This window comes from Micromonospora sp. NPDC048894, assembly GCF_040649765.1.
Classification (GTDB): Bacteria; Actinomycetota; Actinomycetes; order Mycobacteriales; family Micromonosporaceae; genus Micromonospora; species Micromonospora antibiotica.
On record NZ_JBEZFY010000001.1, the window covers coordinates 723,350 to 744,758 of the forward strand.

At 72.9% G+C, this 21,409-nt stretch carries 20 protein-coding genes; 14 read left to right on the forward strand and 6 right to left on the reverse strand.

The window, feature by feature from the left end; all coding sequences use genetic code 11:
• Positions 1-104: 104 nt before the first annotated feature.
• Entirely contained in the window at positions 105-2,390 is a 2,286-nt protein-coding gene (locus AB0C22_RS03435) for a xyloglucanase (RefSeq protein ID WP_357533225.1), read from the reverse strand.
• A 544-nt stretch (positions 2,391-2,934) separates the two neighbouring features.
• Here AB0C22_RS03435 and AB0C22_RS03440 point away from each other — a divergent pair.
• From AB0C22_RS03440 to AB0C22_RS03460, 5 genes are read left to right on the forward strand one after another with little or no spacing between them, the layout of a single operon-like run.
• A complete protein-coding gene (locus AB0C22_RS03440; protein ID WP_219466328.1) occupies positions 2,935-4,530 on the forward strand; it encodes an ABC transporter substrate-binding protein in 1,596 nt (531 codons plus the stop codon).
• Positions 4,527-5,552: an ABC transporter permease gene (locus tag AB0C22_RS03445; protein WP_308290994.1), complete on the forward strand. Its 1,026-nt coding sequence runs from the start codon at positions 4,527-4,529 to the stop codon at positions 5,550-5,552. The genes AB0C22_RS03440 and AB0C22_RS03445 overlap by 4 nt, the downstream gene beginning before the upstream one ends.
• Positions 5,545-6,513 carry an ABC transporter permease gene (locus AB0C22_RS03450; RefSeq protein ID WP_255597849.1) on the forward strand — a complete coding sequence of 323 codons (969 nt, stop codon included), beginning with the start codon at positions 5,545-5,547 and terminating at the stop codon, positions 6,511-6,513. The genes AB0C22_RS03445 and AB0C22_RS03450 overlap by 8 nt, the downstream gene beginning before the upstream one ends.
• Entirely contained in the window at positions 6,510-7,505 is a 996-nt protein-coding gene (locus AB0C22_RS03455; protein ID WP_219466330.1) for an ABC transporter ATP-binding protein, read from the forward strand. Before AB0C22_RS03450 ends, AB0C22_RS03455 begins: the two co-directional genes overlap by 4 nt.
• Positions 7,502-8,281, forward strand: coding sequence for a dipeptide/oligopeptide/nickel ABC transporter ATP-binding protein (locus AB0C22_RS03460; RefSeq protein WP_219466333.1), 780 nt, complete (start codon positions 7,502-7,504; stop codon positions 8,279-8,281). Before AB0C22_RS03455 ends, AB0C22_RS03460 begins: the two co-directional genes overlap by 4 nt.
• Here the strand turns inward: AB0C22_RS03460 and AB0C22_RS03465 are convergent.
• Positions 8,250-8,915, reverse strand: a complete 666-nt coding sequence (locus AB0C22_RS03465) for a response regulator transcription factor (RefSeq protein WP_219466336.1) — start codon at positions 8,913-8,915, stop codon at positions 8,250-8,252. The genes AB0C22_RS03460 and AB0C22_RS03465 overlap by 32 nt on opposite strands.
• Positions 8,903-10,192 (reverse strand): sensor histidine kinase, encoded by a 1,290-nt coding sequence (locus tag AB0C22_RS03470; RefSeq protein WP_219466339.1) that lies wholly within the window; start codon positions 10,190-10,192, stop codon positions 8,903-8,905. Before AB0C22_RS03470 ends, AB0C22_RS03465 begins: the two co-directional genes overlap by 13 nt.
• Before the next feature lie 210 nt (positions 10,193-10,402).
• Between AB0C22_RS03470 and AB0C22_RS03475 the strand changes: the two genes are divergently transcribed.
• The 6 genes from AB0C22_RS03475 to AB0C22_RS03500 all read left to right on the forward strand — a co-directional run bounded on the left by AB0C22_RS03475 (position 10,403) and on the right by AB0C22_RS03500 (position 15,562).
• Positions 10,403-10,936, forward strand: coding sequence for a SigE family RNA polymerase sigma factor (locus AB0C22_RS03475; RefSeq protein ID WP_208565688.1), 534 nt, complete (start codon positions 10,403-10,405; stop codon positions 10,934-10,936).
• The gene (locus tag AB0C22_RS03480) at positions 10,923-12,164 is read left to right on the forward strand and encodes a hypothetical protein (protein WP_219466347.1); all 1,242 of its coding nucleotides are present in this window, start codon (positions 10,923-10,925) and stop codon (positions 12,162-12,164) included. The genes AB0C22_RS03475 and AB0C22_RS03480 overlap by 14 nt, the downstream gene beginning before the upstream one ends.
• Before the next feature lie 240 nt (positions 12,165-12,404).
• Positions 12,405-13,037, forward strand: coding sequence for a TetR/AcrR family transcriptional regulator (locus tag AB0C22_RS03485; RefSeq protein WP_308290995.1), 633 nt, complete (start codon positions 12,405-12,407; stop codon positions 13,035-13,037).
• Positions 13,038-13,048: 11 nt separating this feature from the next.
• Positions 13,049-13,441 (forward strand): PPOX class F420-dependent oxidoreductase, encoded by a 393-nt coding sequence (locus AB0C22_RS03490; RefSeq protein WP_219466354.1) that lies wholly within the window; start codon positions 13,049-13,051, stop codon positions 13,439-13,441.
• A 200-nt stretch (positions 13,442-13,641) separates the two neighbouring features.
• On the forward strand, positions 13,642-15,036 hold the full coding sequence (locus AB0C22_RS03495; RefSeq protein WP_308290996.1) for a glycoside hydrolase family 6 protein: 1,395 nt from the start codon (positions 13,642-13,644) through the stop codon (positions 15,034-15,036).
• A 103-nt stretch (positions 15,037-15,139) separates the two neighbouring features.
• A complete protein-coding gene (locus tag AB0C22_RS03500) occupies positions 15,140-15,562 on the forward strand; it encodes a nuclear transport factor 2 family protein (protein WP_219466358.1) in 423 nt (140 codons plus the stop codon).
• 25 nt (positions 15,563-15,587) lie between these two features.
• Here the strand turns inward: AB0C22_RS03500 and AB0C22_RS03505 are convergent, their stop codons facing one another.
• From AB0C22_RS03505 to AB0C22_RS03515, 3 genes are all read right to left on the reverse strand, one after another.
• Positions 15,588-16,742, reverse strand: a complete 1,155-nt coding sequence (locus AB0C22_RS03505) for an MFS transporter (protein WP_357533354.1) — start codon at positions 16,740-16,742, stop codon at positions 15,588-15,590.
• Between the two features lie 506 nt (positions 16,743-17,248).
• Positions 17,249-17,812, reverse strand: a complete 564-nt coding sequence (locus AB0C22_RS03510; RefSeq protein WP_219466361.1) for an NAD(P)H-dependent oxidoreductase — start codon at positions 17,810-17,812, stop codon at positions 17,249-17,251.
• A 43-nt stretch (positions 17,813-17,855) separates the two neighbouring features.
• Positions 17,856-19,310 carry a DHA2 family efflux MFS transporter permease subunit gene (locus AB0C22_RS03515; RefSeq protein ID WP_357533231.1) on the reverse strand — a complete coding sequence of 485 codons (1,455 nt, stop codon included), beginning with the start codon at positions 19,308-19,310 and terminating at the stop codon, positions 17,856-17,858.
• A gap of 81 nt (positions 19,311-19,391) precedes the next feature.
• On the opposite strand from AB0C22_RS03515, the gene AB0C22_RS03520 reads away from it, so the two are divergent.
• The 3 genes from AB0C22_RS03520 (at position 19,392) to AB0C22_RS03530 (ending at position 21,378) form a co-directional block, all read left to right on the forward strand.
• Positions 19,392-19,853 carry a MarR family winged helix-turn-helix transcriptional regulator gene (locus tag AB0C22_RS03520; protein WP_219466365.1) on the forward strand — a complete coding sequence of 154 codons (462 nt, stop codon included), beginning with the start codon at positions 19,392-19,394 and terminating at the stop codon, positions 19,851-19,853.
• Between the two features lie 109 nt (positions 19,854-19,962).
• A complete protein-coding gene (locus AB0C22_RS03525) occupies positions 19,963-21,138 on the forward strand; it encodes a metallophosphoesterase (protein WP_357533233.1) in 1,176 nt (391 codons plus the stop codon).
• Between the two features lie 42 nt (positions 21,139-21,180).
• Positions 21,181-21,378 (forward strand): hypothetical protein, encoded by a 198-nt coding sequence (locus AB0C22_RS03530; protein ID WP_219466371.1) that lies wholly within the window; start codon positions 21,181-21,183, stop codon positions 21,376-21,378.
• The last annotated feature ends 31 nt before the right edge of the window (positions 21,379-21,409 follow it).

Sequence of the window (21,409 nt, forward strand, 5' to 3'; positions counted from 1 at the left end):
CGCAGGCAGCACCGAGGGCCCGGAGCCGACCGGCTCCGGGCCCTCGTGCCGTCAAACCCACCGGAACCTGCCGGGCCCCGGAACATGCCGGGCCCCGGCAGGTCTCACCGACGTGCCGGGTCGCCGTAGACGATGCCCCGCCCGTAGCCGCTCAGGTAGACCCGACCGTAGACGTCAGGATCGCCGGTGAGTGACTCGGGGAGACCGCCGTACTGGTGCCGGTCGTCATTGATCCGCACCCAGCTGCGGCCGGCGTCGTCGGAGCGGAAGACGCCCTGCTGGCCGCGTACCTTGGCGGCGACGTAGAGCGCCGGGTAGGACCGCCCCGGTGCCGCCTTGCCGAAGCCCACGTTGTCGGCGGTGTCCACTGTCGACACCCGCTGGAACGAGGCACCGGAGTCGGTCGACCGCCACAGCCCGTACGAGGTCCAGGACGCGCCACCGGCGACCCAGATCTCACCCTCGTGTCCGGGTACCGCCTTGAGGCGTACCCCCCAGTTGGTCGTGGGGAGGCCGGTGGCCGCCGAGGCGGTGAAGCTGGCCCCGCCGTCGGTGCTGACGTGCACCGTGCCGTTGGAGTAGGCGTAGAACTTCAGCGGGTTCACCCGGTCGGCGATGACCATGGCGTTGGCCGGAACTCCCACGGACGGTGTCCACGAGGTGCCGAACCCGACCGAGTGGACGACCGGTTGGCCCGAGTCGCCCGGGGCCCAGACGAACCGGCTGCCGTCGGCCGAGGCGGCGATGCTGCCGCCGGAGTTGACGCCGTTCGGCTCGGTGCCCTGGAACCAGGTCGCACCGCCGTCGGTGGAGAACGCCGCGTGACTGTCGCCGGGGCGGTCGGCGTCGTTGAAGTCACCGGCCCGCACGATCACCCGGGGGTTGCGCTCGGCGAAGTCGACGCTGCGGGTGGTGGAGAAGATCGGGTTGGTGAAGATCGTCTTTGGGGCGGCGTCGAGGTCGTCGTGGCGGAAGCCACCCACGTCGCCCATCGCGCTGACCAGCGGGCCACCGGGCGGCTTGACCAGGCCCTGCACCGCCCCCTCCTCCAGGCCGTCCACCATCGGGGTGATGGTGAAGGTGTCACCGGAGTCCCAGGCGGTCAGGTCCGTGGTGCCGGCGATGCCGGGGCCGCCGTTGAACAGCAGGCGGTCGGAGTCGAACGGGTCGATCTCCAGCGCGGAGATCACCTGGCCGATGTTGGGGGCGTAGAGCGGTGGGTCGTCCTGCCTGCCCATCGTCATCCACGGGTTCGGGCTGCTGTCGATGGTGTAACGCAGCTTGCGGTTCGGCCAGGCGTCCCAGTCCCAGATCCGCGACCAGGTGCCGCCGCCGTCGGTGCTGCGCCAGATGATGCCGTCCGGCCACCAGGAGACCTGGGAACCGACCATGATCGTGTCCGGGTCGCTGCGGTCGACGGTCAGGCCGGAGTAGCCGAAGTAGTTGTCGCCGCTGCTCGACGGGACCGGACTGATCTGCGTCCAGGTGCCCGGGGTGGCCGCGTACCTCCACACGTCGCCCTTGCCGCCGCCGAACGGGCCGATGTTGTCGGCGGTGGTGACGTAGAGCAGGTGGTTGACCGGGTCGACCACGCCCCGGTGCGGGAAGTAGCCGGTCGGTGCCCCGGCCAGCGGGCTCCAGGTCGCACCGCCGTCGGTGCTGCGGTAGACCGGGTCGTCCGGGTCGGCGACCCCGACGTAGATGGTCTTCGTCGTGGTTCCGTGCCGTTCGGTGTTCCGGTCGAACGCCACCCAGACCAGCCCGGGGTCCTCGGCGGTGCCGGTCGTCTGCGGGTTGTCCCCGGTGTGGGGGAAGCTGGTCACCCGCGACCAGCGGGCACCGCCGTCGGTGCTGCGCCAGAGGCCGTTGCCGCTCGGCGCACCCAGGTAGAGCACCCTGTCGTTGGCCGGGTCCACGGCCAACCGCTCGCCCATGCCGCGACCGCTCATGTTGCCACCCAGGGTGAACGGCAGCTCGGTGGCCTGCCACGAGTCACCCCGGTCCCGGGAGCGCAGGATCGCGCCGTGGTGCGGGTCCACGCCGTTGGTGTACATCCCGACCGCCGCCCAGACCCGGTCGGCGTCGGACGGGCTGGCGGCGACACTCGCCACCCCCATGTAACCCCAGTGGTCCCAGTCCACCCAGTCCAGCAGCGGCTTCCACGTGCCGGTCGCCCCGTTCCACCGGTACATGCCGCCCACGTCGGTACGCGCGTAGGCCAGGTTCTTCCGGGCCTGGCTGAACACGATCCCACTGACGAAACCCGTACCGCCGATCTTCACGTTCTCGAAGGAGTAGCGCGTCGAGGCCGGCGGGTGTGCTCCCGCAGCCGTCGGGGCCACCCCCGGCGCAACGGCGCCGAGCGCCGCCGCCAGCAGGATGCTGGTCATCCTGCCGATCCCGCGTCGCCAATGTGTGCTTATTCCTGACATGTGCCGCTTCTCCGTTCATCTTGTCGTCGTTGGTGGTCCTCCCCTCGATCGCCGTCGACGGCTCGCCATGCCCTCGAATTCGGCCGAGCTGTGTCCCGGCCAGTGCGGCTCGCCCGGTGAGCCCTGGCCGTGGACACCTATTCCATCGACTCTGGGCGATCAGATGAGCCTCGTCAAGACTGTGTCGTCCGGGCCCGGGCCCAGGCCCCGATCCGGATCGGGGCGAGCGGGGCGTCGACCAGGCGGGCCTGGCCGGTGCCGCTCTTATTGCCAATACAGTGCAACTGCGGAATAGTGGCAACAGTGGTGGGCAACCCCGGCGCGATGATCCGCACCTCGTCGGGGTGCCCGCCCGCCAGCGACCGCCGCATCCGGGGAGCTGTCGCTGGGCCCCGCCTCGCTGTCCGCCCCGCTGATCCGCCGACCGGCCCGCAGCCGACAGGCGCTCCCACGGCACCGCCCGAGCCGCCGGCCCCGCACCGGACAATCCCAGGAGTACGTCATGGTCAAGCCCCGGTCCGTACGCGTGTCGGCGGTGGTCGGCGTCGCGCTGCTCGCCGCCGTCGGCTGTTCGTCCCCGGTCCCGTCGGCCGGCGGGACGAGCGGTGGCGGCACCGTGGTGGTGGCCACCGCGGGCGAGCCGGACACCCTCAACCCGGTGCTCAACTACGGCCCCGACGGCGCGTCGCTGATCTTCGACGGACTGGTCGCCCGGGACGCCCGCAACCAGCTCGTGCCGGCCCTGGCGCGGGAGTTGCCGCAGGTGTCGGCGGACGGCCGGACCGTCACGGCGACCCTGCGCGAGGGGGTGCTCTTCCACGACGGCAGCCCGCTCACCGCCCAGGACGTGGTCTTCACCTACCAGGCGGTGCTGGACCCCAAGGTCGACTCGACGCTGCGTTCGGACCTGGACATGCTCGCCTCCGTCGCCGCTCCCGACCCGTCCACCGTGGTCTTCACCCTGAAACACGCGTACGCGCCGTTCCTGCAACGGTTGGCGCTGGGTGTCGTCCCGGCGAAGGCGTTCGCGGGGCAGGACGTCAACAAGGCGGAGTTCAACCGCAGGCCGATCGGCACCGGCCCGTACCGGATGACGTCGTGGACGCCGGGGGACCGGCTGGTGCTGGCGGCCAACGACCGGTACTGGGGCGGCAAGCCGGCGAACCCGGGCGTGGTGGTGGCGTTCGTCGCCGACGACAACGTGCGCGCGCAACGGATGCGGGCCGGGGAGTTCGACGCGGCCGAGCTGCCGCCGAAGCTCGCGGTCGGGTTCGACGGGCTGGGCGGCCACCGGGTGCATCGGGTCCCCACCGCCGACTACCGGGGGGTGATGCTTCCGACGGGCAACCCGGTCCTGGGCGACCTGGCGGTCCGTCGGGCGCTGAACGCGGCGGTCGACCGGCAGGCCATGGTGACCGGGGTGCTCGGCGGGGCGGGGGAACCGGCGTTCGGGCCGGTGCCGCCCTCGTCGGAGTTCGTCGAGGCGTCGGTCGCCGGCCGGCCCGCCGCCGACCCGGCCGCCGCCACCGCGATCCTGGACGCCGCCGGCTGGACGCCCGGCGCGGACGGCATCCGGGCCAGGGCCGGCCGGAAGGCCGCGTTCACCCTGATGTACCCGGCCACCGACAGCCTGCGCAAGGAACTCGCCCTCGCGGTCACCGCCGACGCCAGGAAGATCGGCATCGCCGTCAGCCCGCAGGGCCTCACCTGGGACGCGATCACCCCCCGGATGAAGACCGACGCGCTGATCATGGGGTACGGCACGCCGTACGACCCGGATTTCGTCTCGTTCAAGCTGTTCGGGTCGGCCTTCGCCGGGCAGGGTTTCTTCAACCCCGGCTCCTACCGGTCCGCCACCGTCGACGCCGCGTTGCAGGCCGGCCGGGACAGCGCCGACCCGGCCGCCCGTCGGGCCGCGTACGCCACCTTCCAGCGGCAGCTCGCCGCCGACGTGCCGTGGGTGTTCCTCACCTACCTGCAACACACCTACGTGGTGCGGGACACCGTGACCGGGGTGACGCCCCGGGTCGAGCCGCACGAGCACGACGTCGCCAACAGCATCTGGTGGAACGTGCACACCTGGACGAAGACACCGTGACGACGAAGGCCCCACCCACCGGCCCGCCACGGGTGCGACGTCGGCGGCTGGCCGGGGCCGGGGTGGTGATCCGCCGCCGGCTGCTGGTGGCCGTACCGGTGCTCGCCGCGACCAGCATGGGCATGTTCGCCCTCGGCGCGGCCTCCCCGATCGACCCCGCCCAGCAGTACGCGGGCGCGGCGGCCTTCACCACCACCGAGGAGAACCTCGCGCAGTTGCGCGCCAACTGGGGTGTCGACGATCCGCTGCCGGTGCAGTACGCCCGCTGGGTGGGCAACCTGCTACGCGGTGACCTCGGCTGGTCCACCAGCCGGCACGAACCCGTCACCTCCGTGCTGGCCGCCCGCGCCGGCTGGACCCTGCTGCTCGTCGGTGTCGCCCTCGCCCTCGTCCTGGTGGCCAGCGTGCTGCTCGGCACCCTCGCCGCGTACCGGCGCGGTGGCTGGTTCGACCGGGCCCTGCGGTCCGTCGCGTACGCCGTGCAGTCGATGCCGGTGTTCTGGATCGGGTTGGCCGCGATCGCCCTGTTCGCCCTCACCCTCGGCTGGCTGCCCGCCGGTGGGCTCACCGACCTCACCGCCACCGGCACCGACCCGGCCGACGTGGCCCGGCACCTGGTGCTGCCGGTGACGGTGCTGGCGATCTCCCAGGCCCCGTGGTTCGTGCTGTTCGTCCGGGACGCCGTCGCCGAGAGCCTGCGCGACGACCACGTGCTGGCCGCCCGCGCTCGGGGGCTGCCCGGGCGTACCGTCCTGTTCGGCCACGCGCTGCGGACCGCGCTGCTGCCCTTCCTCACCCTGGTCGGCACCCACCTGCCCGAACTCGTCGGCGGCGCGGTGCTGGTGGAGACCGTGTTCTCGCTGCCCGGCCTCGGCGCGGTCACCGTGCAGGCCGCGCTGGGCGCGGACTTCCCGCTGCTGGCCGCCACCACCCTGGCCACCACCGTCGTGGTGCTGACCGCGAACCTGGCCACCGACCTCGGCTACGCCGCCGCCGACCCCCGGGTACGCCTCGATGACTGACCCCGCCCCCGCCCCGGCACCGGCCACCACGCCCGCCCCGCCCTCGGCCGCCCCGCCCTCGGCCACCACGCCCGCCCCGGCACCGGCCACCAGGCCCGCCCGGCGACGGCCGTCGCGTCGGCTGTCGACCCTGCTGCGGGGCGGTCGTCCCGGCGTGGTGCTGGCCGCCGGTGTGCTCACCGCCGCGGTCGTCGCCTGCCTGCTCGCGCCTCTGCTCTGGCCGCTCGACCAGAGCGCGGTCGACCTCGCCCGGACCCGGCTCGCACCCTCGCCCGACCACCTGGCCGGCACCGACGACCTCGGCCGTGACGTGGCGTTGCGCAGCCTCTACGGGCTACGCGTCTCGCTGCTCGTCGGCGCGGTCGCCGCCCTGGTCGCCACCGTCATCGGCGGCCTCGTCGGCGCGGTCGCCGGCACCGTCGGCGGGCGGGTCGACCGGGCCCTGATGCGCGTCGTGGACACCATCGCCGCGCTGCCGCACCTGCTGCTGGGCATCTTCATCGTGGCGATGCTGCGCCCCAGCCTCGGCGCGGTCGTCGCCTCCATCGCGTTGACGCACTGGCTGTCCACCGCCCGCATCGTCCGCTCCGAACTGCTCAGCCTGCGCAGCCGCCCGTTCATCGACGCGGCGGTCTCCGGCGGGGCGGGCCGGGCCCGGGTGCTCACCCGGCACCTGCTGCCGCACGTGCTCCCGCGCCTCGCGTTGGCCACCACGCTGATGGTCCCGCATGCCGTCTGGCACGAGACAGCACTGTCCTTCCTCGGCCTGGGCCTGCCCCCGCACCTCGCCTCCATCGGCAACATGATCAACGACGGTCAGCGGTCCCTGCTCACCGGTGCCTGGTGGGCCAGCATCGTCCCCGGTCTCGCCCTGGTCACCGTCACCCTCGCCCTCGCCGCGCTCACCGGCCGCTGGCGGGACCGCCTCGACCCCCGGGTACGAGCGGAGTTGCAGCTGTGACCACGACCGCCCCCGCCGGCACCGGCCGCCGACGCGCCCTGCTGGCGGTCGACGGGCTCACCGTCCGCTTCCGGCTCCGCGACACCGTCGTGCACGCCGTCAGCGACCTGAGTCTCGACCTGCACCCCGGCGAGCTGCTGGCCGTGGTCGGCGAGTCGGGCTGCGGCAAGTCCGTCCTCGCGCACGCCCTGCTCGGCCTGCTGCCCCGCAACGCCACCGTCACCGGGCGGGCCCGCCTGCACCCGACGGCGGGTGACCCGGTCGACCTGATCGCGGTGGGGGAGCGCCACCTCGCCCGGCAGGTCCGGGGTCGGGCCGTCGGTCTCGTCCCGCAGAGCCCGGCCACCGCCCTCACCCCCGTGCGCACCGGCCGGCGGCTGCTGGCGGAGACCCTGCGCGCCCACGGCCACCCCCGCCGGGCTGCCGCCGACGCCGCCGAACGGGTCGCCGCCGACGTCGGCCTGCACCCGACCGACCTCGACCGCTTTCCCCACGAACTGTCCGGCGGGATGGCCCAGCGGCTGGCCACCGCCCTGGCGCTGGCCCCCGACCCGCCGCTGCTGCTCGCCGACGAACCCACCACCGGCCTCGACCGCCCGCTGGTCGACCACACCCTGGACCTGCTGCGCCGCCGCTGCGACACCGGGGCCGCCGTGCTGCTGATCACCCACGACCTCGCCGCCGCCCGCCGCGTCGCCGACACCGTCGCCGTGATGTACGCCAGCCGCATCGTCGAACACCGCCCCACCCCGGACCTGTTCGACCGGCCCGCCCACCCCTACACTGCCGGACTGCTCGACGCCCTGCCCGACCGGGCGTTCACCCCGGTGCCCGGCCATCCGCCGATGCTCACCGACCTGCCCGCCGGATGCGCCTTCGCCCCGCGCTGCCCCCGGGCCACGGACGCCTGCCACACCCCACCCCGCCTCGCCGCCGACGGCGGGGGGCGGCTCGCCTGCCACCACCCGCTCACCTCGAAGGCACCGGCATGACGACCACCGTCGACGACCCGACGGGCCCACCCGACACCACGGCCGTGGCCCCCACCGGACTCGCCGCGCACCAGATCACCGTCCACTTCGGTCGGCAGCGCGTCCTCGACCGCGTCGATCTGCACATCGCCCCCGGCGAGACGGTCGGGTTGCGCGGGCCCTCCGGCAGCGGCAAGTCCACCCTGGCCCGCGTGCTGGCCCTCCTGCACGCCCCGGACAGCGGTCGGGTGACCCTGGACGGGCGGCCCGTCGGGGGCGTCCGTCACCGGGTGCCGGCCGCCGTGCGGACCCGCGTGGCGATCCTGTTCCAGAGCCCCCGCGCCGCCAGCGACCCCCGGCTGAGCCTGGCCGACCTGATCGCCGAACCGCTGCGGGCGACCGGCACCCCGACCGCGGCGACGACCGCCCGTACCGCCGAACTGGCCGACCTGGTCGGGCTCACCCCCGACCTGCTCACCCGGCGTCCGCACGCGGTCAGCGACGGGCAGCTGCAACGCGCCTGCCTGGCCCGTGCCCTCGCGCACCGGCCCGACCACCTGCTCTGCGACGAGGCGACCGCGATGCTCGACGCCTCCACCCAGGCCCACGTCGCCGCCGTCGTCACCGACTACCAGCGCCGGCACTCCGCCGGCGTGCTGCTGATCACCCACGACCCGGCCCTGCTGGCCCGCTGGGCGACCCGGGTGGTGGACCTGCCCGGGGCCGTCGGTGACCCGCTGGCGGCGACGCCCGACCCCGCAGTGGTCACCGGGCCGGGCCGGTACGCAGGTAGGTGAGGACGGCGAGTACCCGACGGTTGGTGTCGTCACTGGGCGGCAGGTCCAGCTTGGCCAGGATGTTGCCGACGTGCTTGCCGATCGCGGCCTCGGTGACGTGCAGCCGGGCCGCGATCGCAGTGTTGGAGTGCCCCTCGGCCAGCAGCACCAGCACCTCCCGCTCCCGGGCCGACAGGGCGGCGAGCGGGTCGCGGGGGCGGTGCAGCAGGTGCCGTACCACGTCGGGGTCGATGGCCGTGCCGCCGTCGGTGACCCGACGCAGGGTCGCGGCGAACTCGGCGACGTCGGCGACCCGGTCCTTGAGCAGGTAGCCGACCCGGCGGCGGTCACCGCTGTCGAGCAGCGCCGAGGCGTACTCGGCCTGCACGTGCTGGCTGAGCACCACCACCGCGAGGTGCGGGTGCCGGGTGCGGGCGGTGACGGCGGCCCGTAGCCCGTCGTCGCGGTGCTGCGGCGGCATCCGGATGTCGGTCACCACCAGATCCGGCTCGTGCGCGTCCACCGCGTCCAGCAGCTCCGGGGCGGAGCCGACGGCGGCGACCACCGTGAAGTCGAACCGGCTCAGCAGGCCGACCAGACCCTCCCGCAGGAGCACCCCGTCCTCGGCGAGCACGACCCGGGTCACCGGGGGCACGGCAGCTCCACCCGCACCAGGGTAGGACCACCGGGCGGGCTGGACAGCAGCAGCCGGCCGTCGACGGCGGCGACCCGGTCGGCGAGCCCGGTCAGTCCGCTGCCCCGGGCCGGGTCGGCGTCGCCGCACCCGTCGTCCCCGATCTCCACCACGAGACTGCCGGCGGACCGGGTCAGCCGCACCTCGGCCCGGCTGGCCCGGGCGTGCCGGGCGACGTTGCCCAGGGACTCGGACACCACGAAGTAGGCGGTGGTCTCGACCACCTCCGGCAGCGGCTGCCCGAGGTCGGCGTGGACGTCGACCGGGATGGTGGCCGCCCCGGCCAGTTCCCGGACTGCGCCGGCCAGGCCGAGTTCGGTGAGGTGCTGCGGGCGGATGCCCTGCACGATCTGCCGGAGGGTGACCATCAGCCCCTTGGCCTGCTCGTGCGCGACGGCCAACGGCCGGGCCGCGGGGGAGTCGTCGGGCACGTCCAGCCGGGCCAGGCCGAGCTGGAGGGTGAGGCTGGTCAGGCGGGGCTGCGCGCCGTCGTGCACGTCCCGTTCGATGCGGCGACGTTCGGCCTCGTACGCGTCGACCAGGCGGGCCCGGGACCGGGTGACCTCCCGCAGCGCCGTGGTCTCGGCGGACCCGTCGAGCAGCCGTCGGGCCACCGTCGCCTGGCCGGCGGCGAGCAGGCCGGCCAGGTACACCAGCGCCGGGACGCACACGACGCCCACGGCCGCGTACGGGATCGCCTGGTGGGCGGTGTCGATCGTGGTCCAGACCACGGTGACCGAGTCGGCGTCGCCGACCAGCCAAGGGCTGGCGACCAGCGTCCCGTCGAGCAGCACGACCAGGAACAGCAGCCAGTACGCCAGCGGCACCAGGCCGCCGAGCAGGAAGGTGTAGCCGACCTCCCGCCAGGCGCCGGCGCTGGTGTAGCGCGCGACCAGATCGGTGAAGCGGGGCCGGTGCAGCGGGCGCGGGTCGACCAGACGCAGCCGCCACCGCTCGACCGGGGCCACCGCGACGCTGACGATCGGGGCCAACGCCAGCACCGTCAGGGCGACGACGGTGAGGAACACGATGATGGGCAGCTCCACCGTCCGGTCCTGGCGTGCCGCGTTGAGCACCGCCAGCAGGGGTGCCCCGACGACGAGCAGGCCGATCGACAGGGGTCCGGCGACCGGCAGGGTGGTGGCGAGGTACGCCAGCGCGCGCCACGGCCACGGGGAGACCAGGTAGTCGCGTCGGCGCAGCGCCGTCGCCAGGTGCAGAGGTACGGGCGAGGTCATGCTCGAACCCTGTCAGGGCGACACCGGCCGACCCAGCCCACTGGCCGTAGCGTTTCCGGTATGCCTGGCCCTACCCCGCCGGGATCCGCCCTGCGGGGTAGCGGGCGGCCGCCTTCGCTACGCGTAGTGGTTCGGCAACTACTTTCGCCGGACGTGCAACTCCCCGGCCCGGTGGCTCCGTTCTACCTCCGTCACGAGGAGGCAGTCGACTTGAAAGCCGAAGACGAACAAGCGTTCCGCGAGTTCGTGACGTCGCAGATGGCGTCGCTGCGCAAGCTGGCGTACATGACCTGCGGCGACTGGCACGCGGCCGAGGATGCCGTGGCCAACGCCCTGGTCAAGCTCTACCCCCGGTGGCGGAAGCTGGACCGACCGGACCTGTACGTCAAGACGATGGTCTACCGCGCCGCGATCGACGAGACCCGGCGGCCCTGGCGGCGGGAGCGGTCGGCCGGCGACGCCATGCCGGACCTCGCGCTGCGGGACCCGGCCGACGCGACCGACGAGCGGATGCGCCTGCGGGCGGCGCTCGACGCGGTGCCGGCCCGGCAGCGGGCCGCCGTGGTGCTGCGGCACTACCTGGGTCTGAGCCTGGAGGACACGGCGGGCGTCCTCGACTGCACGGTGGGGACGGCCAAGAGTCAGGTCTCCCGTGGTCTGGCGAAGCTGCGCGAGTCACTCGCCGCCGAACGCATCAATCTCACCGGGAAGCCGACAGAGGAGTGGACCAATGCAGTTGCATGAGCTGGTGGACGCCGTGACGGGGGAGGAGCCGCCGATGACGCGTACCGCCGACGACATCGTCGCGGCCGGGCGGCGGGCGCAGCGGCGTCGCCGGGCCGGGTTCGCGTCGGCCGGGGTGGCCGGTCTCGTCGTGGTCGCGGTCGCCGGTGCGTTCACCCTGCCGACCCTGGGCGCCGGGCAGCGCACCACTGCCGCACCGCCCCCGGTGGGTGTGGCGGCCGCCGGCCCGGCCGAGGCCCGCTGGGCCGACGCCCCGCCGTTCACCTTCACCTTCAAGGGGTACGACGCGGGCCCGCTGCACGTGCAGGACCCGATCGTCGCGTCGGTCGGTTACCAGATCGCCTCGGTCTACTCCGACGGCCACATCTCGAACGACAAGCCGGTCACGGCCGACGAGATCGAGGCGCGCGGCGATGAGATCGAGCAGAAGAAGCGGGCCACCGGGGGCAAGCCCAGCCTGTGGGCGTACCTGACCGTCTACCGGCCGGGCGTCTTCGACCCGGCCGGGATCAAGAACGGCCGGAAGGTCACCGTGGCCGGGCACAAGGCCGTGCAGGCGACCCTGCCGGTCGGCCTCGACCCGAGCAAGCCGGTCGACGAGGGCAACAAGTTGCTCGCCTGGGAGTACGCGCCCGACGCCTGGGCGGCGGTGACGTCGATCTCCGGTTCCGTCGCCTCGCCCAGCTTCCAGGACCTCGGCGGCCTGGTCGGCGGTCTGAAGCCCAGCCGGCCGAAGCCGGCCACGGTGCCGTTCACCGTCGGCTACGTGCCGGCCGGCTACCGCCCGTTGCAGTCCGGCACGCACGCCATGCCCGGCCTCAGCGGCATCGCCGCGGCCCGCGCCGGTGACTTCGGTGGCGCGACGTACACCCGGCCGGCCGCGCCCACCTCGGGCCTGAGCGCGCCGTACGACGCGACCGAGAACGGCATCAAGGACGGCTTCCACATCTTCGTCACGCCGGGCAGCAGCTCGAACCAGTCCCCGGAGCCGGGCGTGACGAAGTGCTACCCCGGCTCGGACCGGCCGGTCCCGGGCGGCGACGCCGCAGGCGGCGGCTTCTGCAACATCTGGAACGCCAACGGCTCGGTCGTGCTCCAGGTCAGCGGGATGGGGCTGGGCAACAAGCTGCCGGTGGCCGAGCTGAAGAAGATCGCCCAGGGGATCAGGGTCGCCGACGTCAGCAACGAGTCGACCTGGACCCCGGCCGCGCAGGCTCTGCGGCCGTAACGGAACCCCTCCGACGAGGGCGGGTCGGCACGCGGCAGGGGTCGGGGCCGCCTGCCCCCCGGCGACAGCGGTACCGCGCACGACGGCGGTGCCGCTGTCGCCGTGTGTGGGCGCTGTCGCCGTGTGTGGGCGATGTCGCCCCGATCCGGCGCCGGGAGGTGGGGCGGGCCTCGGCGCAACCATGATGTGGAATGCTTCTTCCACTTGGAATTTTTATTCCATTTGGCTAGGCTCCGGCAGGTGAGCGATCCGCCCCCCACCCTGCGCCGCGACGCCGAGCGCAACCGTCAACTGCTGCTGCGCACCGCGTACGCGCTGATGGCCACCAACGGCCTGGAGGTGTCGTACGAGGACATCGCCCGGGCGGCCGGCACCGGGATGGGCACCGTCTACCGCCGTTTCCCGCAGCGGCAGGACCTGCTGGACGCCCTGTTCAGCGAGCACATCGACCGGGTCGTCAGCTTCGCCGAGGAGGCCGCGCGCCACGACGACGCCCTCACCGGGCTCACCTGGTTCCTCGAACGGCAACTGGAGATCGAGGCGCAGAGCCGGGGGCTGGGGGAGCTGCTCCGGGGGCGCGACCAGGCCACCGCCCAGGTGCAGCGGGCGCACGAGCGGATGACCCCGTTGGTGGCGGGCCTCGTCGACCGGGCCGTACGGGCCGGGCAGTTGCCGGCCGGCGCGACCCCGGCCGACTTCGCCGCCGTACACCTGATGGTGGGCAGCGTCATGGACGCCTCCCGCGCCTTCGCCCCGCAGTTGTGGCGGCGCGCGCTGCGGATCGCCCTGGCGGGCCTGCGCGGCGCCGACCTGTCCGACGACCCGCCGCAGGAGTCGGTCATCGCCCGGCTCTACCACCACACCCCGAGATGAAGGCGCAGCCCATGACGGCTCTCCCCGACGACCTGACCGCGGTCCTCCGCGGCACGGCGATCTGTTTCGTGACCACGCTCATGCCGGACGGGTCACCGCAGATTTCCCAGACCTGGGTCGGCACCGACGGCGAACACGTCCTCGTCAACACCGTGGACACCCACCAGAAGACCCGCAACGTCCGGCGCGACCCGCGCGTCGCCCTCGGCGTCGCCGACCCCGCCGCCCCGGCCCGGTACTGGGCGCTGCGCGGCAGCGTGGTGGACATCGCCACCGCCGGTGCCCGCGAGCACATCGACGAGTTGTCCCGGAGATACCTCGGCCGTCCCTATCCCGGTTTCGGCGGTGGCGGGCAGCAGCGCGTCGTGCTCACCGTCAAGGTCGACCGGGTGCACACGCCGTGACCCGGTGAGCGGGGCCGCCTTCCGTTCCCGTCGCCGGGCCTCCACACCGGCGGTACGCTGCCGCCCGGCCCGTCCGGACCGTGAAGTTGGTCGATGCCCCAATGAGCGGGCCGTACGTCTTGGCAGCGGCGCGTGCCTCGGCTACCGTCGTGGGAACGCTCCCATGTAGAAACATCTATGTGACCAGGAGGCAATACGTCGTGGCTACCCTCTCCTCGCTCCGCCGCAGATCGGTGGCGGCCTTCAGTGTGGCGGCCGTCGCGGGCGTCACCGCCGCCGGCGTCTGCCTCGCCGGCGGCACCGCCTCCGCCGGGACGATATCCGGACCGCTCTACCGTGACCCGACCACGGCCGTCGTCCGCTGGGTCTCCGCCAACCCCGGCGACTCGCGGGTCGGCGTCATCCGGGACAAGATCGCCAGCCAGCCGCAGGCCCGGTGGTTCGCCAACTTCAACCCGTCGACCGCGCAGTCCGAGGCCGCGTCGTTCGTCGGCGCCGCCAACTCCGCGCGGCAGATCCCGGTGCTCTCCATCTACGAGATCACCAACCGGGACTGCGGTGGGGCCAGCGCCGGTGGGGCACCCGACCTCAACCAGTACCAGACCTGGGTGTCGAACTTCGCCCGGGGGCTGGGCAACCAGACGGTCATCATCATCCTGGAGACCGACTCGCTCGCCCTGCTGACCTGCCTGAACAGCAACGAGATCAACGCCCGTAACCAGGCGATCTCGACGGCCACCCGGACCCTCAAGGCGGCCAACCCCAACGCCAAGGTCTACCTCGACGGCGGCCACTCCACCTGGAACAGCCCCAGCGAGACGGCCAACCGTCTGCGCGCGGCCGGCGTCCAGTACGCCGACGGCTTCTTCACCAACGTGTCGAACTACAACCCCACCTCCAGCGAGGCGAACTTCGGCCGGAACGTCATCAACGCCCTCAACGGCATGGGCCTGTCGGGCAAGCGTCAGGTCATCGACACCAGCCGCAACGGCGGTGCCAGCGGTGACTGGTGCGGCGACGACAACACCGACCGCCGCATCGGGCAGTACCCGACGACCAACACCGGCGACAACAACATCGACGCGTACCTGTGGGTGAAGCCGCCGGGCGAGGCCGACGGTTGCCGCTACACCGCCGGCTCGTTCCAGCCCGACCTGGCCTTCAGCCTGGCCAACGGCGCACCCAACCCGCCCGTGACGACCCCGCCGACCACCCCGCCGCCCACCACGGCCCCGCCGACGACCCCGCCGCCCACCACGGCCCCGCCCACCACGCCGCCGCCCACCACCCCGCCGCCTGCGGGCAACGGCTGCACCGCGTCGGTGGTGGTCAACCAGTGGAACGGCGGCTTCACGGCGAGCGTGACGGTCACCGCCGGCGCCACCGCCCTCAACGGCTGGAACGTCAGCATCAACCTGCCCGGTGGTGCCAGCGTCACCAGCACCTGGAGCGCACAGTCCAGCGGCACCAGCGGGACCGTCCGGTTCACCAACGTGAGCTACAACGGGCAGGTCGGTGCCGGGCAGTCGACCAACTTCGGCTTCCAGGGCAACGGCACCGGCCCCGGTGCGACCGCCACCTGCGCGGCCAGCTGACCCCACCCGAACGACGACGGCCCGACGCGGAAGGGTTCTCCGCGTCGGGCCGTCGTCGTTCGGCGTCCCCCCGCTCCGGCTCGTCCGCAGGCTAAACTGGAGGGTGGACCTCACACACCAGGAAATCTTCCAACGGTACGTCTACGCCGGTGCGGTCACCCGGGACCCGGATGCGATCGCCGCGTTGTTCACCGAGGACGGCGTCTACGAAGCACCGCTGGTTCCCGCCGGCCATCCGCTGCACGGCCGACTGGTCGGTCGGGCGGCGATCCGGGCCGGGACCAACGCCTACCACCAGCTTCCGACCCCCGAGGGCACGGTGAACCTGACGCGCTCCGCCCACCTCCTGCACGACACTCCGGACCCCGACGTGTTCATCGCCGAGATCGACGTCGCCTTCGACGGGACGGACGGGCAGCAGACGACGATGTCGCTCGTGCAGATATTCCGACTCCGCGCCGGGCAGATCGCCGTGCTCCGCGACTACTTCACCGAGCCGCCATCCGACGCCCCCGCCGGTCGGTAGCCCAGTCGGGCACCCCGGGCCACTGCTACAGGGCGGCGCGGCGTAGCGCGGCGCGGGACAGGAACACGGTGACGGCACCCACCGCGATCACCGCGTGCACGAGCAGGGCCGTGGCCATGCCGAAGCGCGCCGCCAGGACGCCGATCAGCAGGTTGCCGAGGGGGATCGAGGCGAACGCCACCAGCGCCAGCACCGCCAGCACCCGGCCCCGGTACTGCGGATCGCACCACGACTGCAACAGGGACGTGCCCAGGCTGGCGGTCACCCCGAGTAGCGCGCCGAGCGCCATGAAGATCGCCACCGCGAGGGCGGTGGAGTCCGCTGCGGACAGTGCGACGAGCAGCGCGGCCTGCACGAGCAGCGCCACGCCGAACACCGGCCCGGCCGCCCGCCGGGCCGGCACCACGATCAGGGCGAGAGCACCGATCGCCGAGCCGACAGCGAAGCCGGTGAGCAGCAGCCCCGCACCGCCCTCGTCGAGCCCGCGGTCGCGGGCGAACAACGCCAGCCCGACGTTGAGCACCCCCGCGCAGCTCAGCTCGTTGAGGAACAGCACGAACATCAGGCTCCGCAGCCGGGTGTGCCGCCAGGCGTAGGCCAGACCGGCGCGGACACCGGAAGCCCCGGCGCGGGAGGGTTGCTCAGGCACCGACTTCAGCGGGGGCGTGGGAAGAGGGCGGGTGGCAGCGACGGCAGCCATCGAAAACAGGTACGAGACGGCGTTGACCAGCGCGACCAGCAGGCCCCCGCCCAGGGCGAGCGCATAGGCGCCGACCGGTCCACCCGCCGCCTGCCCGCCGCGTAACGCCAGGGAGTAGAGGGCGTTGCCCCGGATGAGATCGTCCCTGGCCAGGAGTTGGGGTCGCAGCGCGGCCGAGGCGGGGACGAAGAACGCTCCGGTCACCGATAGCGCCCCCGCAGCCAGTAACAGCACCCACCACGGGCCACCGCCCAGCAGCGCGACGGCCGCGCCGACCATGACGACGGCGGAGACACCGTCGCTGACGATGATCACCTTCCGGCGGCTGTGCCGGTCGGCGACAGCCCCTCCGTACAGCAGCACCGCCAGGCGGGGCAGCGTGGCCAGCGCCAGCAGCAGTCCTGCCACGTCCGGGCTGACGGTGCTGGCCAGGGTCCAGGACAGGGCGATGTACCAGGCGGCGTTACCTACGGAGGACAGCCCGGTCCCGGTGACGAAGGCGAGCTAGTTGGCACCGAAGATGCGGCCCGAAGGCGGCGACGCCGGCACCCCGGTCCGAGCGGCGGGCCCAATGGCCGATCCCATCGCCTCTCCTCCCTCCGGGACTGGGCTCCGTCTCATTCCCCGCCGGAGAACGCCCCAACCCTCGCGTGGGCGGTCAGCGCATCCCTTGTGGACCGGACGGGGAGGGCGGCGGGAGCAGGTCAGGCCGCAGGGGCGAGGACGACGGTCTTGCCGGACAACTCACCCGCGCCGGCCTGGGCGTGCAGCGCGGGCAGGTCGGCCAGCGCCACCCGTTGGTTGACCTCGACCCGCAACTCACCGGTGCCGACGGACGGAAAGCGGATCTACGGCAGACCGACCAGCGGCGCCGGGCCGCCGAGAAGTGGCGACGGTAGCTCCCGCCGGACGCCCCGTGGACGTCCCGGAGCGTCACCGGCAGCGCAACGGTGGGGTGCCGTCGTCGACGGCACCCCACCGGCCGGTCACTTCTGGCGCAGCGTGGCCAGGGCGCCGCCCCAGGCCACCACCTGGTCCAGCATCCGGTGCAGGATGGGCTCCTGGTGCTCGGCCGGCAGCACCTCGCCGTTCGGGCCGAACTCGGTGAAGTAGTTCAGGGTGACCTGGTCACGGACACCGGCGACGTGCAGCTCCGCCAGCACCAGCCGCAGGTGCTCGACGGCCCGGATCCCGCCGTGGAGGCCGTACCCGACGAAACCGGCCGACTTGTCGCGCCACTCCGAGTAGAGGTAGTCGATGGCGTTCTTCAGTACGCCCGGGTAGGAGTGGTTGTACTCCGGGGTGACGAAGACGTACCCGTCGTAGCGCGAGATGGTCTCCGCCCAGCGCCTGGTGTGGTCGCCCACGTAGTTCTCCGGTCCCATCGCCGCCGGCACCGCCTCGTCGAGGTGCGGCAGGTCGTGGTCGGCCAGGTCGACGATCTCGTAGCTGGCGTCTCCGCGCTGCGTGGCCAGCTTGTGGACCCACTGCGCCACCGCCTCGCCCCGCCGTCCCGGGCGGGTGCTGCCGATGATGATGCCGATACGCATTGGTTGACCTCCTGATTGTTGGACGTGCTCAGCGGTGCCCGGGTCACTTCGGCCCCGTCCGGCGGGCGCCTCGTTGCGCCCGGGTGAGCCAGGTGGCGAGGACGAGGGCGACGGCGGCCATCCCGGTCAGCCACCAGAAGGTGCCCTGGAACGCCGCGGCGACCTCGACCTCGGATCGGGCGTCGGCCAGCGCGTCGGCGAGTACCACGACGCAGAGCGCGCTGCCGACGGCGCCGCCGACCCGGGACAGGATGTTCACCTGCGCACTGGCGTCCGGCATCTGGTGGGACCGGACCCGGGCCAGCGCGGCGGAGACCACCGGGGATCCGGCGAGGGCCAGGCCGACACCCCGGACCACCTGGAGGGCCTCGACGAGGACGACGTTCGGATCGGACGGCAGGACCGCCATCGGGACGGTGCCGGCGACGGTGACCACGAGCCCGACCACGGTGACGATGCCGCCGCCGTGTCTGTCGGTCAGCCGTCCGGCGACCGGGAAGGTGACCGTGGCGCCGAGGCTGAACGCCATCAGCAGCAGACCGGTGTCGATGATGCCCCTGGCCATTGCGAGTTGGAAGTACAGCGGCATCACGATCAGCCCTCCGAAGAGTGCCGCGCTGGAGAAGAAGATGGTGCTGGCGGCGGCGGCGTAGACCGGATCCCTGGTCAGTCGCAGGTCCATCAGCGGCTCGGCGGCGCGCAGCGACCGGTGGACGAAGAGCACGAGCGCGACCAGCGCGACCGCCAGTGGGGCCAGCACGGCCGCCGCGAACAGCCCGCGCCGGTCCATCGCTGCGGTGACGGCGTAGGTGAGCAGCGGCAGCCCCAGGGCGACCAGGAACAGGGCCGGCACGTCCGGCCGGGCGGCCCGACCGGCCGCACCACGCGGAACGACCCGCAGGGCCACCAGCAGCCCGACGATCCCGATCGGCACGTTGACCAGGAACATCCAGCGCCAGGAGAAGTTGTCGATGAGTAGGGCGCCGATGATCGGGCCGAAGGCCGGGGCCAGGATGGCCGGCACGCTGGACACGGCGATCACCCGACCCATCCGTCCGCTCCCCGCGACCTGACCGAGGATGGCCATTCCGGTGGGGATGAGCAGTCCGCCGGTCAGCCCCTGGAGCACCCGGGCGGCGATGAGCGTGTCGGCGCTGCGGGCGAGCGCGCAGAGCGCGGAGGTGAGGGTGAATCCGGCCAGCGCCCAGAGCCAGAGCCGACCGGTGCCGATCCGCCGGCTGACCCAGCCGCAGGTGGGCAGGGCCGCGGCGAGGGCGAGCAGGTAGCCGCTGTTGATCCACTGCATCTCGGTCAGTGAGGCGTCCAGTTCCCGACCGATGATCTCGATGCCCACGTTGACGAGCGAGGTGTCCAGGCCGGTCATCACCGAACCGGACGCCAGGACGACCGCGACCCGCCACACCGGGGCGGGAACCGCCGTGGTGGGGGTCCGTCCCGCGCTGGTGTCCGTGCCGGCGCTCGCGCTGCCCACTGTCATCGCCGCCCCATCACAGATCGTTGGACAACCAACGATAATCGCCAGGTCGTTGGAAGTCCAACGTTTAGCTACACTGGTCGGGTGAGTGAGCACGAACCCGCTCAGCAGCCGGGGGCCCCGCCGGCTCGGCTCCGGCGGCTGACCTCCTGGCTGCTCCACCACGGGGCGGCCCGCGCGAACCGGGTCGTCGGGACGCACCTGGACCGCCCCGGCGACCGGATGCGGTACGGCATCCTTGCCGCGCTCGACGAGTTCGGCGGGATCAGCCAGGCAGAGCTGTGTCGCCGGCTGGGCATCGACCGGGGCGACGCGGTCACCACGCTGAGCGGGATGGAGACCGACGGCCTGCTCCGCCGGGAACCCGACCCGGTGGACCGGCGCCGCAACGTCGTTCACATCACCGACGCCGGAACCGCCCGGATGCGGGAGATGGACACACTGGTCGACGCCGCCCAGAACGACCTGCTCGACCGGTTCACAGTGGCCGAACGCGCCCAGTTCAGCGCCCTGCTGCGCCGCCTGGTCGACATCCCGCCACCCTGAGCTGCCAGGTCGCCGGCACACCGGTCACGCCACCGGTGGGCAGGTTGCCGGCATGGTCGATCCAGCCCGGGGCGTGTCATGCTGCACGGACCCCGACGGGAGGATGACGATGGCTTCTGGCGATGCCGTACAGGTGCGGCCGGCGCGAGGGCTGCTGCGACCTCTGCTGTCCGGGGCGACGCTGATCGCGGTCCTGGCGTTGCTGTTCGGGCTGCCGTGGTGGACGTTGACGGTGGCGGCGCGCTGGCCGGCGGCGGTGATGGGCGCCGGCACGGCCGTGTTCGTGGTCGCGGTGGTCGCATTCCCCGTTCTGATGTATCTCGGGCACGGCCGCCGGCGGCTGGATTCGGCGGCGCGCATCGCGGACTCACTGCTTGGCCTGGTCTGGATCCTGTTCGTCTGGACGCTGATCGCGAACGTGCTCCGGCTCCCGCTCGCCGTGGCGGGAGTCGCCGATCCGGTCCGGTCCCGGGCCGTGGCGGTCGGTGCGGCGTTCGTCTCGGTCGTCCTGGCCATCTGGGGGTACGCCGAGGCGATGCGGGTGCCCCGGGTCCGGCGGGTGGACATCACCATCGACCGGCTGGGTGCCGGTCTCGACGGGGTCCGGGTCGTGCTACTGACCGACACCCACTATGGCCCGATCGACCGGGCCCGCTGGTCCGCCCGCACGATCGAGGTGGTCAACGACCTGGCCCCCGACATCGTCTGCCACACCGGCGACATCGCCGACGGCACGGTCGACCAGCGCCGGGCGCAGGCAGCGCCGCTGGGCACCGTGCAGGCCCGGCTGGCCCGGGTGTACGTGACGGGCAACCACGAGTACTACGGCCAGGCGCAGGGCTGGGTCGACCACATGCGGACCCTCGGCTGGGAGCCTCTGCACAACAGGCACCTCGTGGTGGAGCGGGGCGGCGCACGGCTCGTCGTGGCCGGGGTCGACGACGTGACCGCCGCCGCGTCGGGCGTGGCCGGTCACCGCGCCGACCACGCGGCGGCGCTGGCCGGCGCCGACCCGCAGCTGCCTGTGCTGCTGCTGGCGCACCAGCCGAAGCAGATCGACGACGCGGTCGCGGCCGGTGTGGATCTGCAGCTGTCCGGGCACACCCACGGCGGCCAGATGTGGCCGTTCCACTACATGGTCCGGCTCGACCAGCCGGTCGTGCAGGGCCTCAGCCGGCACGGTCGGACCCAGCTCTACACGAGCCGGGGGACCGGTTTCTGGGGCCCACCATTCCGGATCTTCGCGCCGAGCGAGATCACCCTGCTCACCCTCAGGGCTGGTTAGGCGACTGCCGGCGCCCACGAATCCCTTCGAATAGTCGCCGACGTGACCGGCGAACACCACGCCCGCCGGTACGCCGCACTGCTCCTCGCCAGCGCCGACGGCATCGCCGGCATGGAACTCACCGGTCAGCTCGAAGGCGACAAATGGCGTACCACCGCCGAAGAGTTGATCGACACCCTCGTCACCATGGTCGCCGCTCAAACCCACGGAAGCGCCGTGGAAGCGACTGGCAGTTCCTGACCCGTTCCCTCTGGGATCCCGGTGGGACCAT

What these genes read in the sequence shown, in the direction of transcription:
- AB0C22_RS03490 (WP_219466354.1), top strand. Translation starts at nt 13,049, where the DNA reads ATGACGGCTCTCCCCGACGACCTGACCGCGGTCCTCCGCGGCACGGCG.
- AB0C22_RS03480 (WP_219466347.1), top strand. Translation starts at nt 10,923, where the DNA reads ATGCAGTTGCATGAGCTGGTGGACGCCGTGACGGGGGAGGAGCCGCCG.
- AB0C22_RS03470 (WP_219466339.1), bottom strand. Translation starts at nt 10,192, where the DNA reads ATGACCTCGCCCGTACCTCTGCACCTGGCGACGGCGCTGCGCCGACGC.
- AB0C22_RS03525 (WP_357533233.1), top strand. Translation starts at nt 19,963, where the DNA reads ATGGCTTCTGGCGATGCCGTACAGGTGCGGCCGGCGCGAGGGCTGCTG.
- AB0C22_RS03450 (WP_255597849.1), top strand. Translation starts at nt 5,545, where the DNA reads ATGACTGACCCCGCCCCCGCCCCGGCACCGGCCACCACGCCCGCCCCG.
- AB0C22_RS03435 (WP_357533225.1), bottom strand. Translation starts at nt 2,390, where the DNA reads ATGACCAGCATCCTGCTGGCGGCGGCGCTCGGCGCCGTTGCGCCGGGG.
- AB0C22_RS03460 (WP_219466333.1), top strand. Translation starts at nt 7,502, where the DNA reads ATGACGACCACCGTCGACGACCCGACGGGCCCACCCGACACCACGGCC.
- AB0C22_RS03440 (WP_219466328.1), top strand. Translation starts at nt 2,935, where the DNA reads ATGGTCAAGCCCCGGTCCGTACGCGTGTCGGCGGTGGTCGGCGTCGCG.
- AB0C22_RS03515 (WP_357533231.1), bottom strand. Translation starts at nt 19,310, where the DNA reads ATGACAGTGGGCAGCGCGAGCGCCGGCACGGACACCAGCGCGGGACGG.
- AB0C22_RS03510 (WP_219466361.1), bottom strand. Translation starts at nt 17,812, where the DNA reads ATGCGTATCGGCATCATCATCGGCAGCACCCGCCCGGGACGGCGGGGC.